The sequence below is a fragment of the Acinetobacter gyllenbergii CIP 110306 = MTCC 11365 genome (genome assembly GCF_000413855.1).
GTDB classification, from domain to species: domain Bacteria; phylum Pseudomonadota; class Gammaproteobacteria; order Pseudomonadales; family Moraxellaceae; genus Acinetobacter; species Acinetobacter gyllenbergii.
Genome location: NZ_ATGG01000006.1, coordinates 167,253 through 181,367, shown reverse-complemented (window position 1 = coordinate 181,367; position 14,115 = coordinate 167,253). Strand labels below are relative to the sequence as shown.

18 protein-coding genes and 1 pseudogene are annotated in these 14,115 nt (G+C 43.5%); 6 read left to right on the top strand and 13 right to left on the bottom strand.

Features of this window, described 5'->3' with window-relative positions; translation table 11 throughout:
* Positions 1–22: 22 nt before the first annotated feature.
* The 12 genes and pseudogenes from rpsQ to F957_RS17975 all read right to left on the bottom strand — a co-directional run bounded on the left by rpsQ (position 23) and on the right by F957_RS17975 (position 6,012).
* The gene (gene rpsQ / locus F957_RS17920; RefSeq protein ID WP_004657679.1) at positions 23–280 is read right to left on the bottom strand and encodes a 30S ribosomal protein S17; all 258 of its coding nucleotides are present in this window, start codon (positions 278–280) and stop codon (positions 23–25) included.
* Positions 277–474: a 50S ribosomal protein L29 gene (gene rpmC, locus F957_RS17925; protein WP_000849927.1), complete on the bottom strand. Its 198-nt coding sequence runs from the start codon at positions 472–474 to the stop codon at positions 277–279. Before rpmC ends, rpsQ begins: the two co-directional genes overlap by 4 nt.
* Positions 474–887, bottom strand: coding sequence for a 50S ribosomal protein L16 (gene rplP / locus F957_RS17930; protein ID WP_004657678.1), 414 nt, complete (start codon positions 885–887; stop codon positions 474–476). The genes rpmC and rplP overlap by 1 nt, the downstream gene beginning before the upstream one ends.
* Positions 827–1,643: pseudogene (gene rpsC, locus F957_RS17935) on the bottom strand (30S ribosomal protein S3). The gene rplP and the pseudogene rpsC overlap by 61 nt, the downstream one beginning before the upstream one ends.
* A gap of 1 nt (position 1,644) precedes the next feature.
* A complete protein-coding gene (gene rplV, locus F957_RS17940; RefSeq protein ID WP_004657676.1) occupies positions 1,645–1,974 on the bottom strand; it encodes a 50S ribosomal protein L22 in 330 nt (109 codons plus the stop codon).
* Between the two features lie 11 nt (positions 1,975–1,985).
* The gene (gene rpsS / locus F957_RS17945; RefSeq protein WP_004641066.1) at positions 1,986–2,261 is read right to left on the bottom strand and encodes a 30S ribosomal protein S19; all 276 of its coding nucleotides are present in this window, start codon (positions 2,259–2,261) and stop codon (positions 1,986–1,988) included.
* A 13-nt stretch (positions 2,262–2,274) separates the two neighbouring features.
* Positions 2,275–3,099 (bottom strand): 50S ribosomal protein L2, encoded by an 825-nt coding sequence (gene rplB / locus F957_RS17950; RefSeq protein WP_004657675.1) that lies wholly within the window; start codon positions 3,097–3,099, stop codon positions 2,275–2,277.
* 11 nt (positions 3,100–3,110) lie between these two features.
* A complete protein-coding gene (gene rplW / locus F957_RS17955; RefSeq protein WP_004641070.1) occupies positions 3,111–3,431 on the bottom strand; it encodes a 50S ribosomal protein L23 in 321 nt (106 codons plus the stop codon).
* Positions 3,428–4,030, bottom strand: coding sequence for a 50S ribosomal protein L4 (gene rplD, locus F957_RS17960; RefSeq protein ID WP_004804113.1), 603 nt, complete (start codon positions 4,028–4,030; stop codon positions 3,428–3,430). Before rplD ends, rplW begins: the two co-directional genes overlap by 4 nt.
* An 11-nt stretch (positions 4,031–4,041) precedes the next feature.
* Positions 4,042–4,680: a 50S ribosomal protein L3 gene (rplC, locus tag F957_RS17965; protein WP_004657674.1), complete on the bottom strand. Its 639-nt coding sequence runs from the start codon at positions 4,678–4,680 to the stop codon at positions 4,042–4,044.
* 63 nt (positions 4,681–4,743) lie between these two features.
* Positions 4,744–5,055 (bottom strand): 30S ribosomal protein S10, encoded by a 312-nt coding sequence (gene rpsJ, locus F957_RS17970; protein ID WP_000070912.1) that lies wholly within the window; start codon positions 5,053–5,055, stop codon positions 4,744–4,746.
* 228 nt (positions 5,056–5,283) lie between these two features.
* Positions 5,284–6,012, bottom strand: coding sequence for a type 1 glutamine amidotransferase (locus tag F957_RS17975; protein ID WP_016542834.1), 729 nt, complete (start codon positions 6,010–6,012; stop codon positions 5,284–5,286).
* A gap of 167 nt (positions 6,013–6,179) precedes the next feature.
* Here F957_RS17975 and F957_RS17980 point away from each other — a divergent pair, with 167 nt between their 5' ends.
* From F957_RS17980 to F957_RS18005, 6 genes are all read left to right on the top strand, one after another.
* Positions 6,180–7,373: a PLP-dependent transferase gene (locus tag F957_RS17980; protein ID WP_016542833.1), complete on the top strand. Its 1,194-nt coding sequence runs from the start codon at positions 6,180–6,182 to the stop codon at positions 7,371–7,373.
* A 19-nt stretch (positions 7,374–7,392) separates the two neighbouring features.
* Positions 7,393–8,940, top strand: coding sequence for a helicase HerA-like domain-containing protein (locus F957_RS17985; RefSeq protein ID WP_016542832.1), 1,548 nt, complete (start codon positions 7,393–7,395; stop codon positions 8,938–8,940).
* A gap of 144 nt (positions 8,941–9,084) precedes the next feature.
* Positions 9,085–10,296 carry an NO-inducible flavohemoprotein gene (gene hmpA, locus F957_RS17990; protein WP_016542831.1) on the top strand — a complete coding sequence of 404 codons (1,212 nt, stop codon included), beginning with the start codon at positions 9,085–9,087 and terminating at the stop codon, positions 10,294–10,296.
* A gap of 79 nt (positions 10,297–10,375) precedes the next feature.
* Positions 10,376–10,828, top strand: a complete 453-nt coding sequence (locus F957_RS17995; RefSeq protein WP_016542830.1) for an RrF2 family transcriptional regulator — start codon at positions 10,376–10,378, stop codon at positions 10,826–10,828.
* An 84-nt stretch (positions 10,829–10,912) separates the two neighbouring features.
* A complete protein-coding gene (gene yihA, locus F957_RS18000) occupies positions 10,913–11,689 on the top strand; it encodes a ribosome biogenesis GTP-binding protein YihA/YsxC (protein WP_016542829.1) in 777 nt (258 codons plus the stop codon).
* Positions 11,690–11,818: 129 nt separating this feature from the next.
* Positions 11,819–12,763, top strand: a complete 945-nt coding sequence (locus F957_RS18005) for a metal-dependent hydrolase (protein WP_016542828.1) — start codon at positions 11,819–11,821, stop codon at positions 12,761–12,763.
* 53 nt (positions 12,764–12,816) lie between these two features.
* Here F957_RS18005 and F957_RS18010 read toward each other — a convergent pair whose 3' ends face one another.
* Positions 12,817–14,058 carry a dicarboxylate/amino acid:cation symporter gene (locus F957_RS18010; protein WP_016542827.1) on the bottom strand — a complete coding sequence of 414 codons (1,242 nt, stop codon included), beginning with the start codon at positions 14,056–14,058 and terminating at the stop codon, positions 12,817–12,819.
* Positions 14,059–14,115: the final 57 nt, after the last annotated feature.

The window sequence follows — 14,115 nt, the reverse complement described above, 5'->3', positions numbered from 1 at the left end:
ATGATGCAACAAGAACGTCTAATTACTCAGCAGCAGCTTCAACTACTTCCACTAAAGTCCAAGCTTTAGTTTTAGAAATTGGGCGGCTTTCTTTGATGGTTACCAAGTCGCCTAATTTAGCAACATTGTTCTCATCATGAGCGTGTAATTTAGTTGAACGGCGGATTGATTTGCCATACAACGGGTGTTGAACGCGGCGTTCAATAAGCACAACAATAGACTTGTCCATTTTGTCGCTTACGACTTTGCCGGTTAACGTGCGGACTGTTTTTTCACTCATTGTCCGTTCCCCTGTTTTTCGGTAAGGAGTGTCTTAATACGAGCAATTGTCTTACGAGCAATTTGCACTTCATGCGATTTGCCTAATTGACCAGTTGCTTTCGCCATACGAAGACGGAATTGGTTAAGCTGTTGCTCATCAAGCAAAGCTTTCAACTCTTCTACCGACTTTTCACGTAGATCTTTAGTTTTCATTACATCACCGTCCGAGTCACGATAGTGGTTTTAAACGGGAGTTTAGCAGCAGCTAAAGCAAAAGCTTCACGCGCTAACTCATCGCTAACACCTTCAATTTCGTACAGGATCTTACCTGGCTGGATCTGACAAACCCAGTATTCCACGCTACCCTTACCTTTACCCATACGAACTTCTAATGGTTTTTCGGTAATTGGTTTGTCTGGGAATACGCGGATGAAGATTTTACCACCACGTTTGATACGACGGCTAATGGTACGACGTGCAGCTTCAATCTGACGCGCAGTCATACGACCACGTTCAGTTGCTTTAATTGCAATCGAACCAAATGATACTGTACTACCACGATGCGCTAGACCAGTGTTACGGCCTTTGTGCACTTTACGGAATTTGGTACGTTTAGGTTGCAACATGGATTATTCTCCCTTGTCAGCAGCACGGTCACCGCGACGACCACGACGCTCTTGACCTTCACCACGACCACGACCGCGTTTAGCTGGACGCTCTTCAGCAGGAGCAGGGTTCATGACTTGTTTCATGCCACCTAAGATCTCGCCACGGAAAATCCAAACTTTAACACCGATCGTACCGTATGTTGTTTCTGCACGCATAGTAGCATAGTCGATGTCAGCACGAAGTGTATGCAAAGGTACACGACCTTCACGATACCACTCAGTACGAGCGATCTCTGCACCACCTAAACGGCCAGAAACTTCAACTTTGATACCTTTAGCGCCAGCACGCATTGTGTTTTGAACCGCACGCTTCATAGCACGACGGAACATAACACGCTTTTCTAATTGAGAAGCAATTGCTTCAGCAACTAAACGTGCGTCCAAGTCAGGGCGATCAATTTCATTGATGCTAACTTGAGCTGGAACACCCATAATGTTGGTGAGTTCGCGCTGTAATTTCTCAATATCTTCGCCTTTTTTACCGATAACGATACCAGGACGAGCAGTGCTAATTGTTACTTTAGCAGCGCCTGTAGGACGTTCGATAAGAATATTGCTGATCATCGCGTTTTTAAGTTTTTTGATTAAAAACTCACGAACTTGAAGATCTTTAAGCAAGTATTCAGCGTATTGTTTCGGACTCGCATACCAGTTAGCGTTATGGCGTTTCACAACACCTAGGCGGATACCGATTGGATGAACCTTCTGACCCATATCAAACCCCTACCTTAACGGTGATGTGACAAGTACGCTTAGTAATACGATCTGCACGGCCTTTAGCACGTGGCATGATACGTTTAAGGCTCATGCCTTCATCAACGTAAATCGTAGTTACTTTAAGGTCATCAACATCTAAGCTGTTGTTGTGTTCAGCATTCGCGATTGCAGATTCAAGTGCTTTTTTAACAAGCACAGCTGCTTTCTTGTTGCTGAAGTTTAAAATGTCTATCGCACGTGCAACCGACTTACCACGGATCAAATCAGCAACTAAACGTGCTTTTTGTGCCGAGATAGCGGCACCGCGTAATTTAGCAGTTACTTCCATCATAGCACCTATTAACGTTTAGACTTCTTATCAACACCGTGACCACGATAGGTACGAGTTGGCGCGAATTCACCCAATTTATGACCAACCATGTGTTCAGTAACAATTACTGGAACGTGGTTACGGCCATTGTGAACAGAAATTGTTAAACCAACAAAGTCTGGAAGGATCATTGAACGACGTGACCATGTTTTGATCGGCTTACGGTTGTTAGCAGCAATCGCAGCTTCAACCTTAGCGAACAAATGCGCGTCGACGAATGGACCTTTTTTTAATGAACGAGGCATTATTCAGATTCCCTTACTTGACGCGACGGTCGCGAATAATCATCTTAGTCGTACGCTTATTGGTACGTGTCTTGTACCCTTTAGCTTTTTGACCCCATGGGCTTACAGGTTGAATACCTTTGCTACGCCCTTCACCACCACCATGCGGGTGATCTACTGGGTTCATCGCCATACCACGAACGGTAGGACGAACACCACGCCAGCGCGCAGCACCAGCTTTACCCAATGAACGAAGGTTGCTTTCTTGGTTAGAAACTTCACCAATTACAGCGCGACATTCAACATGGACTTTACGCATTTCACCAGAACGTAAACGAACGATAGCGTAAGAACCATCACGACCCAATAACTGAACTGAAGTACCAGCAGAACGTGCTAATTGAGCACCTTTACCGATTTTAAGTTCAAGGTTATGAAGGGTAGAACCGATTGGCATGTTGCGAAGTGGCAAGCAGTTACCTGGACGAATTGGAGCATCGTTACCAGATTGAACTTTATCACCAGCGCGTAAGCCTTTAGGTGCAATGATGTAACGACGTTCACCGTCAGCATATTTCAATAAAGCAATATGAGCTGTACGGTTAGGATCGTATTCGATGCGCTCTACAGTCGCTGGAATACCATCTTTGTTACGTTTAAAGTCAACAATACGGTAGTTTTGCTTATGACCACCACCCACGTGACGTGTAGTGATGTGACCATTGTTATTACGACCACCAGTACGTTTTTTAGCTTCTACCAACGGTGCATAAGGCGCGCCTTTGTGAAGATGGTCATGAACCACTTTCTCTACAAAGCGACGTCCTGGAGACGTTGGCTTACATTTTTGAATTGGCATAATTCTCGTCCTTATTCCGCTGCGTTTTCAGCGGTATCGCCCAAGTCAGCCATTTCTACATCTTGGCCAGCTTTCAGGGTGACGTATGCTTTTTTCACATCAGAACGACGTCCTAATGTTTTACCAAAGCGTTTTGTTTTACCTTTAGTGATCGTTGTATTGATTTTTACAACTTCAACACCGAAGAGTTGCTCAACTGCCTTTTTGATTTCAAGTTTGTTTGCATTTAATGCAACTTTGAACACTTGAACACCAGCAGTATCACCTAAAACTTGTGCTTTTTCTGAGAATACTGGTCCTAATAGGACTTGATAGATACGTTCGTTGTTCATCCGAGTTCTACCTCAATTTTCTTAGCAGCAGCTACAGACATTACAACTTTATCAAATGCGATCAAGCTAACAGGATCAATAGCAGTAGCATCAACCACATCAACGTGTGGAAGGTTGCGAGCTGCGAGATACAAGTTCTCATCTACAGCATCTGTAATGATCAATGCGCGAGTTGCATTCAAGTCTGTAAGTTTTGCAAGCAAGTCTTTAGTTTTTGGAGCTGCAACAGCAAACTCTTCAACTAATACAAGACGATCTTGGCGAACAAGTTCAGCTAAGATACATTGCATTGCACCGCGATACATCTTACGGTTTACTTTTTGAGACCAATCTTGTGGACGAGCAGCAAAAGTTTTACCACCACCAACCCAGATCGGGCTACGAATAGAACCCGCACGAGCGCGACCAGTACCTTTTTGACGGAATGGCTTTTTACCACCGCCAGAAACATCTGCACGTGATTTGTGAGCACGAGTACCTTGACGACCACCAGCTAAGTAAGCTGTAACAACTTGGTGTACAAGAGCTTCGTTAAATTCACGTCCGAAAGCAACTTCAGACAATTCAACAGCAGAGCCGGAAACAGTTTTTAAATTCACAGTATTTCCCCTCAGGCCTTGATGGTAGGACGTACGATAACGTCACCGCCAGTTGAACCAGGAATAGCACCCTTAACAACTAAAACAGAACGTTCAGCGTCAATAGATACGATTTCAAGACCTTGAACTGTTACGCGTTCGTCACCTAAGTGACCAGCCATTTTCTTGCCTTTGAACACGCGACCAGGAGTCTGGTTTTGACCTGTAGAACCTAATACACGGTGAGATACAGAGTTACCATGAGTAGCATCTTGCGTACGGAAATTCCAACGCTTAACACCACCTTGGAAGCCTTTACCTTTTGATTGACCAGTTACGTCAACAATTTGACCAACTGTGAACAAATCAACACCGATAGAAGCACCAACTTCACGGCCTTCAAGCTCAGCTTCAGTAACACGGAACTCTTTAACTAAACGACCAGCAGCAACACCCGCTTTCGCGAAGTGACCTTTCTGAGCGTTAGTTACGCGCGATTCGCGACGTTCACCAGTAGTTACTTGAATTGCTTGATAACCATCAGTTTCAAGTGTTTTGATTTGCGTAATGCGGTTTGGATCGACTTCGATAACTGTAACAGGTACAGATACACCAGCATCTGTAAAGACGCGAGTCATACCACATTTGCGACCGACTAAACCAATAGCCATGTGCATAAACCTCTAATAAAGCGGCCTAATTAACTTATAAATTAAGCTAATTAACCGAAAGCCTTAACCCAAAGCGATCTGAACATCTACACCAGCAGCAAGATCTAACTTCATCAATGCATCAACAGTTTTATCTGTTGGTTGAACGATGTCGATCAAACGTTTATAAGTGCGGATTTCATACTGGTCACGAGCGTCTTTGTTGACGTGTGGTGAAGTAAGAACGTTGAAGCGTTCGATGCGAGTAGGCATCGGGATTGGACCACACACTTGTGCGCCAGTACGCTTAGCGGTTTCTACGATCTCTTGAGCAGATTGATCAATCAGACGATGATCAAAAGACTTCAAACGGATACGAATTCTCTGGTTAGACATACCAGTAAACTCCAAGCCAAATATATAAAGAATCACCCATGACGCACCTCACCTTTTGGTAAGTGTCAAGGGCAGTGAAAATCACTATGGTCGTGATCGATGCCACGACTGTAATGCGTTGACTACTTTCTTCGTAGTGAACGCCCTCCATTTGAGGGTCGCCCATTATAACGATTGTTTAAGTCTTATGCAATTCTTCTTTTCTTTTTTTAATAAAATTCCTGTTTACTAAGCGCTCACCACATAATCAATTGCCTGATTGAGCAAACGATTTCCTTGTTCAAATTTACTCTTTAAGGTTCTTTTTAATTCGGACATCGGCTGGACGTACTCTCCCTTGAATACTGCCATATCCTCTTCATTTTCAATCAGCAGGGCTAGTGCATGCGGTGTCATTTCAGGATGAAATTGAAATCCTAAAACATTACGTCCAATTTGATACATCTGATTCCGACATACCTTATTCTCAGCCAAACGAATCCCACCTTTCGGGATTTCAAAGGTCTCACTATGCCATTGTAAAATATTTAACTGCTCTGGGATCTGAAAATACTCTTCGGGTACATGCGAAGCACGCCCAACATCCATCCACCCCAACTCCTGATACTGATTGCGACTCACAGCAGCCCCCAAGGCATTGGCAATCAACTGTCCACCTAAACATAGACCAATCGCAGGTTTTCCAGCAGCCAGATAACGGCGTAACCATCTTTTTTCCAGCCTTAACCAAGGATAATTTGCCTCATCATTGACACTCATGGTGCCCCCCATAATGATCAGTAGATCAACCTCATCTACACGTGGTAGGGCTTCTAATTCCAAAGGTAAATCAACAGGCAAGGCAAAAAACTCCGTTGCGGTAATTTTTGCTTTGTGTGCTTTCAAATAATCATAGCAACTGCCAAAACCTTCACCAGCAATATGCTGAAAATAATGTACTCTTAAATGCGACTTCATGCGCTAAAACCTATTATCGTTAGAATGATACTTAGTCTTAGCAAAAATAAAGCCAGTTTTGACCAATGACTTTAATCTGTACCGATTCTGTACAAAAACAGCAAAGCGCTAGCAGCTTTCGCGCTTTTCTCTTAACCTAACTTATTATATTGATTTGATTTTGCCCTATGACAACACACAATAAAGCACAGACCAATCTGATTCATGCACCACGACAAGCCCCTCAATATATTGAAACCATCCAACCTCCCTTATTTCGTGCATCGACGATTATTTTTAAAAGCACTGCGCACCTTTTTGATCGCCATTGGAGCGATGCTTACGATTATAGCTATGGCACGCATGGTACACCGACCACCTTTACCTTAGGCGATAATATTGCCCAAATTGAAGGCGGCCGTTATTGCCTGCTTGCACCAAGCGGCTTATCCGCGATTAATCTCGTGAATAGTGCACTTTTAAGCTCAGGTGATGAGGTCTGGGTCGCCGATAATATTTATGGTCCCAATCTAGAACACTTAAACAATCTACAAGATCGCTATGGCATTACCGTTGAAATTTATAATCCAATTGATGCCAACAGCTTTCAGCCCACTGAAAAAGCCAAACTGATCTGGCTCGAAGCAGCAGGCTCGGTCACACTCGAGTTTCCTGATCTCAAGAATTTGGTTAAAAAAGCCCAGCAAGCCAACGTACTCACTGCATTGGATAACACATGGGGTGCTGGCTTGGCGTTTAATGCCTTTGATTTTTCAGATGAACATTTGGCCGTCGACATCACGGTACATGCACTCACCAAATACCCAAGCGGTGGTGGTGATATCCTCATGGGGTCAGTGGTGACCCACGAGCAAGCCTTACATCACAAATTGTTCCGTATGCATGCGATTCAAGGCATTTCAATTTCGGGTGATGATGCAGCGCAAATTCAACGTAGTTTGGCGCATATGTCTTTACGCTATGAGCAACAAGCACAAAGCGCCCTGACCCTACTCGACTGGCTCAAACAACAACCTCAATTTACCCAAGTTCTGCATCCAAGCGATCCTGATGCTGCTGGTCATTCATTTTGGTCAGAAATTTGTAGCACAGGAAAAAGTGCAGGCTTAGTCAGCGTTATTTTCAAACCTGAATATGATCTCAATGCGGTTCGCAAATTCTGCGATAGTCTTAACCTGTTTAAACTAGGCTTTAGTTGGGGTGGTCCCGTCAGCTTGGTCATGCTGTATGACCTCAAACAAATGCGTGCACTGGAAAATACACATTTACAACAAGGTTTATTGGTTCGCTTCTGTATAGGACTAGAACATCCAGAAGATTTAATTCAAGATATCCAAAACGGATTAAAACAGCTCGATTGAGATTAAAAACAGGTGAAGAATGAGTACGCCAATCGTTATTGCTAAAAAAACCACAGATACAACACAAGAGATTGTTTTACATTCTAAATTTGCCAACCGACACGGCTTGATTGCCGGTGCAACTGGAACAGGTAAAACCGTCACCCTCAAAGTGATGGCCGAGAGTTTTTCCCGTATTGGTGTACCTGTGTTTCTTGCCGATGCCAAAGGTGATGTTTCCAGTTTGGCCAAAGCTGGTAGCAGTAATCCAAAATTTGATGAGCGCCTAAAAAGCTTACAACTGGATGCAGTTCCTTTTGCCGCATCCCCTGTTATTTTCTGGGATTTATTTGGGCAACAAGGCCACCCAATTCGTACCACCATTTCGGAAATTGGCCCATTATTATTAGCACAAATGCTGAATCTGAATGACACCCAAGAAGGTGTGCTATCCGCGGTGTTTCGTGTTGCCGATGATCAAGGTCTGCTCCTGATTGACTTTAAAGACCTAAAAGCAATGCTGACCTATGTCAGTGAAAATGCAGCCAGTCTCAAGGCTGAATACGGCAATCTTTCTCCTGCCAGTCTGGGTGCAATACAACGTAACTTGCTGGCATTAGGTGATCAAGGTGGCGAACAGTTTTTTGGCGAACCAAGCCTGAATATTCTCGATTTCATCCAAACTGACACCAATGGTCATGGCTATATCAATCTCCTAGCCGCTGATAAGTTGATGAACACACCAAAGCTTTATGCGACCTTCCTGCTCTGGATGATGTCTGAACTATTTGAACAGTTGCCTGAAGTCGGCGATATGGACAAGCCAAAATTGGTATTCTTCTTCGATGAAGCGCATTTACTGTTTGATAATGCTAGTCCCGCTTTGCAACAAAAAATTGAGCAAGTGGTCCGTTTGATCCGTTCTAAAGGCGTGGGGATTTATTTCATTACCCAAAACCCTCTGGATTTACCCGAAAGCGTATTAGGGCAATTGGGGAACCGTGTGCAACATGCCTTACGTGCATTTACTCCTAAAGATCAAAAGGCAGTCAAAACCGCAGCAGATACTTTCCGTGCCAATCCTGAGTTTAAAGTCGATCAAGCGATTACCGAACTTGCCGTCGGTGAAGCATTGATTAGTTGCCTAGATGAACAAGGAACGCCACAGATTGTGGAACGTGGTTGGGTAATGCCCCCTTATTCTTCCTTTACCCCAATCACCCCTGAAGAGCGCCAAGTCATTATTGGGCAAAGTATTGTCGCAGGCGTCTATGACCAAGCGGTGGATCGGGACAGTGCCTATGAAATGCTGCAGAAAAAAGTACTGCAACAGTCTCAGCAAAAACAAGCCGATGAGTTAGCCAAACAACAAACAAAAGAGCAAGATGCTTTAGCCAAGCAACAAGCCAAAGAGCAAGAACGCTTCGCCCGTGAGCAGCAAAAAGCCGCAGAAAAATCCCAACGTGATCGTGAAAAACTCACCCAAGATATCGTCGGAACCTTTGCCAAAAGCGCAGCACGTAGCTTAGGTGGCAGCACAGGACAGAAAATTGTCCGCGGCTTATTGGGTTCACTCTTCGGTAAATAATAAAAGTATAATGAATTGTAAATTAAGGGATAATTCGTTATCCCTTAATTTTTTTATGGCTTTTATTTAAATATGCATTGCAAATATACTTTATAAGATGTATTTTAAATACATCTTATAAACAATCGCCAAGAGAGATCACTTATGACTCCGCAGCAAATTGACCTAGTAAAAGCCACTGTTCCTGTTCTACGTGAAAATGGCGTTGCACTGACTGGATACTTTTATAACCGTATGTTGGGCAATCATCCCGATTTAAAAGAAACCTTTAATATGGGACATCAACGTAGCGGTGCACAGGCGCAGGCCTTAGCAGGTGCTGTGTTGGCTTATGCAGAAAACATTGAAGATCCATCGGTACTTCTACCTGTGGTTGAAATGATTGCACATAAACATGTGAGCTTGAATATTCAATCTCCTGATTACGGCATTGTTGGGGAAAACCTCTTACACTCGATTAGTGAAGTACTCAGCATCTCGATGGAAGACCCTTTAATCGCAGCATGGGCTGCGGCTTATGGTCAATTGGCTGATTTATTCATTAGCACCGAAAAAGCGATTTATGATCAACATCAACAAACCCAAGGCAGTTGGTTAGGCTGGCGTAATTTTAAAATTGCCAAAAAAGTCGTGGAAAGCGATGAAATCACCTCTTTCTATTTAGCACCTATTGATGGTGGCGCCTTACCGCACTATGAAGCAGGCCAATACATTTCAGTCCGTGTGTTTGTCCCTGAACTCAACTTAAGACAACCGCGTCAGTACACCCTATCAACCAGTCCTCAAGCTGACTATTTACGTATCTCAGTGAAACGTGAAGATGAAAAAGGTGAACTTGCAGGTGGCTGGGTGTCTAGCACCTTACATGGTTTAGCTGAAGGCTCAGAAATTGAAGTATCTGCACCAACAGGTAATTTCTATCTCATCGATAGCAGCAAGCGCAATGTCTTTATCAGTGGTGGTGTTGGTCTCACTCCAATGATTGCAATGTTGAACCAATTGGTGACTTTAGATATGCCGCAACCCGTGAATTTCATTCATGCCTGTCGTAGCAGCCAAGTGCATGCCATGAAGAAACATATTGAAGAAGTAAAAATCAAATACCCACGTTTGAGTACCTTCACAGCCTATGAATTCCCACATACAGAAGATGTCTTAGGTCAAGATTATGATGCTGCTGGTCGTCTTGATTTAAGCACGATGGATGCGGCCTTTTTACCAAGCAATGCCGACTATTATTTATGTGGTCCAATGCCGTTTATGGCAGCACAACATCAGGCGCTGGTTGCCCGAGGTATTCCTGCTGCCAATATTCACAGCGAAGCCTTTGGTACAGGTGGTGTGAAACTCAGCTAATTCACGCTACGTTTTGCATAGGGCTAGTCTATGTTAGACTGGCCCTTTCTATTTTAAGCAATCAATTGAGTGAAATCCCATGCAACTCAATAAATTTACTGATTATGCACTCAGGATTCTGATGTATGTTGCTCGCCCGAGTGATGTACCGTACACGATTGCAGATATCGCCGAAGACTTGCATGTGTCGCAAAATCACTTGGTTAAAGTGGTGCACTTCATGGGTAAACAACACTGGATTGTCACCATTCGTGGTAAAGGCGGTGGTTTGCGCTTAAATCCGGAAGCCAAGAATTTGAAACTCGGGGAAATTGTTCGAACCTTACAAGGTAACCATCAAATTGTTGAGTGCAATACTCCTCCTTGCGTCCTGCGAGCCAACTGCGGACTGAAAGGTATTTTGGATCAAGCACTTGAATGTTTTTATCAAAGCCTAGATCAATATACACTCGGCGAAGTGGTTCAACAGGGTATTATTCCCTCTTCCACACGCTCAAGCATCGACTTTTTAGAGCTTATTCAGAAAGCTTAAAGATCATGTACAGATGAGGATTCGCACGAACGCCTCACATCCTTTATAATGGTCGTTGCTATTCCTATTCAAAAGTAAGCTTCTATGCGTCGTAGTGAAAAATCGAAAGACACCAAAGCCAAACTCGCACCGAAACAAAAAATCAGTTATGAAAAAAAGGCTGACCCTGCAATCACTGAATATGCAGTACAGTCTTTGACATGGTTACGCCAAGCTGAATTTTTGATGAGTGCGCCGAAACTGGCTTTATGCGTAGAAGATACCGGTTATGAAATCGCATTTGCAGGCCGTTCCAATGCAGGTAAGTCAAGTGCAATCAATACATTAACTAATCAAAAGCAATTGGCACGTGCCTCTAAAAAACCTGGTCGTACTCAAATGATCAACTTTTTTAGCTTGGGCAATCCAGATCAACGCTTGGTCGATTTACCAGGTTATGGTTATGCAGCGGTTCCTGAAGCCATGAAAATCGTCTGGCAGAAAGAACTGGAAAACTATTTAATTCATCGTAAGAGTTTACAAGGCTTAGTGCTGTTAATGGATATTCGTCATCCTTTACAACACTTTGATTTGATGATGTTGGAATGGGCACATTCACGCCATTTGTTTGTGCATATCCTGCTCACCAAAGCGGATAAGCTCAATCGTGGCCCAGCCAACAAAGTGTTGCTCGAAGTCAAACAGCAATTGAAGAAGATGAAACTCGATTTCTCGATCCAATTATTCTCTTCACTCAATCGTATTGGCCTAGAGGAACTTGCCAGTGTAATGGCTGGCCGCCTGAACTTCACGCTGGATCAACCCGTTGAATTTGACCTGAGTCAGATCCCAGAAGCCTCAGAAACCGACATCCAAGAATAAAAAGTGCATTTTATGCAACTTGATGCATAAAATAATTTTTAATTGTCCCGAATTGCTAAACACAAACACTAGGTAGTTTTCATATACTGCTTAGTGTTGGTTCATTGCACTATCGATTAGGACTAAACGATGAAATTACTATCATTTGTGAAGAACAAAGTTCTTGGTTCTTCGATTGACTATAAAATCCTCCCACGCAAAGTAAAGTTTGACTGGGAAAATACGCCAGTGGATTGGATTCCAAACCAACCTTTCGCCAGCTATTTTATTAATGAAATTAACAATATTTTACCTGCTGGTGAGTTTTGGTTTTGCCGTTTATATAACAAAGTCCTTCCAAAAATTACCGATGAAAAATTAAAGCAAGACGTTCAAGCCTTTATTCGCCAAGAAGCAATGCATGCCGTTGCACATACCTCTGCCAATAAAGAATATTTGACGCAGCGTAATATTGATATCCAGCGTAATCTCGACATCATGGATTTCTTATTTACCAAGGTCTTGGCAGACAAGCCCTTCGATAAGGAAATTCCGAAAGTACTCGAACATCAGTGGGATTTATTCCGTCTAGGTGTGATTGCAACTGTTGAACACATGACCTGTGTACTAGGCAAATATGCTCTGTATAACAAGCGTTGGGAAGAACTCGGTGCAGATCCAGAAATGATTGATCTGGTTAAATGGCATGGCTCTGAAGAAATTGAACACCGTACCGTTGCATTTGATCTCTATCGTCATTTGGGCGGTGGTTATATCGCACGTTACTACATGAGTGTTGCTGTGATTATTGGTGTGCTTGGCCTTTGGGTCGATGGTGCAGCACATATCATGAGCCAAGATCCTCGTTTTGCCGACAAGAAACCAAGTCTGTTTAAACCATGGATCTGGATCGAATGGTCGAAGATCGCATTAAAAGACGCGAAAATCTTGCCGGGCCCTGCATGGTTGGTTGCACAACAAATTGATTACCTGATGCCGTGGTATGACCCGGTCAAAGAAGGCAACACCCAAGACGCTGTGAATTATCTGAACAATTCACCTGCTGCAAAACGCGCTTTACAGCAAGCCGCTTAACTCTTAAATATAAAAAAGCAGGAATAATTTCCTGCTTTTTTTATTTCATCCAATCAACTGGACTCTGCTTCAGCTTTCTTGGCATAACGATCAACCACCACACTGATCATCATATCGCCTTGTACATTGACCACGGTGCGTACTGTATCGAGCACACGATCAATCGGCAATAAAATTGCAATTGCTTCGGCGGGTAAACCAACTGACTGTAGTACCATAATCATGGTGACCATCCCAGCACTTGGAATCCCTGGTGCACCTAAGGATGCAATCATGGCTGTTAAGCAGACAATCAGCTGTTGAGTCAGACTCAAATCCAAACCCATCAAATTGGCAATAAATAAAGCTGCTGCCGCTTCATAGAGTGCCGTACCATCCATATTCAGCTGCGTACCCAATGGAATAACAAAGCCAGCCGTTTGTGGTCGCACCCCCAAATTTTCCTGTGCACACTTCATACTCAGTGGCATAGTGGCAGAACTGGAACTGGTGGCAAATGCCGTAACCAAAGCGGTTCTCGCCCCTCTAAAAAAGGTGATTGGATTCATCCGCCCAAAAATCCACAACAAGGCAGGCAATACCACCACACCATGGAAAATGGTCGTCCCTGTCACCACCGCAGCAAACTCAACCAAACGGCTAAGTACAGATAGATCTTCGGTCGCAATCAGCTTTGCCAAGAGTGCAAAAATCCCGATCGGCGCAAGTTTCATTACCCAGCCCACTAACATCATCATAATGTCAAAGAATTGCTGACTGATGTTACGCACCAAGACGAAACGCTCGCCGCCTTTGACCAAAGCCACACCCAGAAATAAGGCAAACACCACCACTGCCAACACATTGCCTTCACTAAAAGCCTTGAATGGATTGATCAATGTATTCTGAATAAAGGTCGTAAAGAAACTTGATGGGGTTAAGGTATCTGGGGTTTGATGGCTATCCATTGCGGCTTGGAATAATTGAATATCCACCCCTTTACCAACTTCAAACAGATGCGCACAGCTAATTCCTAGAATTAAAGCCAAGCTCGTGGTGGTCAAGCAACTTAATGCGGTAATTTTCCAGACCCGACCAAATTGTCCGCCTGCCTGCAAATTAGAAACACCAACCACAATCGAGCTAAAAATCAGTGGGATCAGCAACATTTTCAGCAAACCAATGAAAATGCTACTTAAAATACCCAAGCCATAAAGACTGTAGTCAACAAAGATCGTCTGTGGATAGGCCAGCAATAAAAAACCAAAGGCCACACCAAGTACAGCTGCAATTAAAATTTGTGTATTTAGATTCATTGTGAAGGGATAAAATTTTAACTTAGCCGTACTATGGCATGCTCATGTGGAAGAATC

Excerpts from the sequence above, each read along its gene's own strand:
- rplV (WP_004657676.1), bottom strand. The coding sequence starts at position 1,974 with ATGGAAGTAACTGCTAAATTACGCGGTGCCGCTATCTCGGCACAAAAA.
- rplP (WP_004657678.1), bottom strand. The coding sequence starts at position 887 with ATGTTGCAACCTAAACGTACCAAATTCCGTAAAGTGCACAAAGGCCGT.
- rpsS (WP_004641066.1), bottom strand. The coding sequence starts at position 2,261 with ATGCCTCGTTCATTAAAAAAAGGTCCATTCGTCGACGCGCATTTGTTC.
- rplB (WP_004657675.1), bottom strand. The coding sequence starts at position 3,099 with ATGCCAATTCAAAAATGTAAGCCAACGTCTCCAGGACGTCGCTTTGTA.
- rplW (WP_004641070.1), bottom strand. The coding sequence starts at position 3,431 with ATGAACAACGAACGTATCTATCAAGTCCTATTAGGACCAGTATTCTCA.
- hmpA (WP_016542831.1), top strand. The coding sequence starts at position 9,085 with ATGACTCCGCAGCAAATTGACCTAGTAAAAGCCACTGTTCCTGTTCTA.
- F957_RS17985 (WP_016542832.1), top strand. The coding sequence starts at position 7,393 with ATGAGTACGCCAATCGTTATTGCTAAAAAAACCACAGATACAACACAA.
- F957_RS18005 (WP_016542828.1), top strand. The coding sequence starts at position 11,819 with ATGAAATTACTATCATTTGTGAAGAACAAAGTTCTTGGTTCTTCGATT.
- rpmC (WP_000849927.1), bottom strand. The coding sequence starts at position 474 with ATGAAAACTAAAGATCTACGTGAAAAGTCGGTAGAAGAGTTGAAAGCT.
- rpsJ (WP_000070912.1), bottom strand. The coding sequence starts at position 5,055 with ATGTCTAACCAGAGAATTCGTATCCGTTTGAAGTCTTTTGATCATCGT.
- yihA (WP_016542829.1), top strand. The coding sequence starts at position 10,913 with ATGCGTCGTAGTGAAAAATCGAAAGACACCAAAGCCAAACTCGCACCG.
- F957_RS17975 (WP_016542834.1), bottom strand. The coding sequence starts at position 6,012 with ATGAAGTCGCATTTAAGAGTACATTATTTTCAGCATATTGCTGGTGAA.
- F957_RS18010 (WP_016542827.1), bottom strand. The coding sequence starts at position 14,058 with ATGAATCTAAATACACAAATTTTAATTGCAGCTGTACTTGGTGTGGCC.
- rpsQ (WP_004657679.1), bottom strand. The coding sequence starts at position 280 with ATGAGTGAAAAAACAGTCCGCACGTTAACCGGCAAAGTCGTAAGCGAC.
- F957_RS17995 (WP_016542830.1), top strand. The coding sequence starts at position 10,376 with ATGCAACTCAATAAATTTACTGATTATGCACTCAGGATTCTGATGTAT.
- F957_RS17980 (WP_016542833.1), top strand. The coding sequence starts at position 6,180 with ATGACAACACACAATAAAGCACAGACCAATCTGATTCATGCACCACGA.
- rplC (WP_004657674.1), bottom strand. The coding sequence starts at position 4,680 with ATGGCTATTGGTTTAGTCGGTCGCAAATGTGGTATGACTCGCGTCTTT.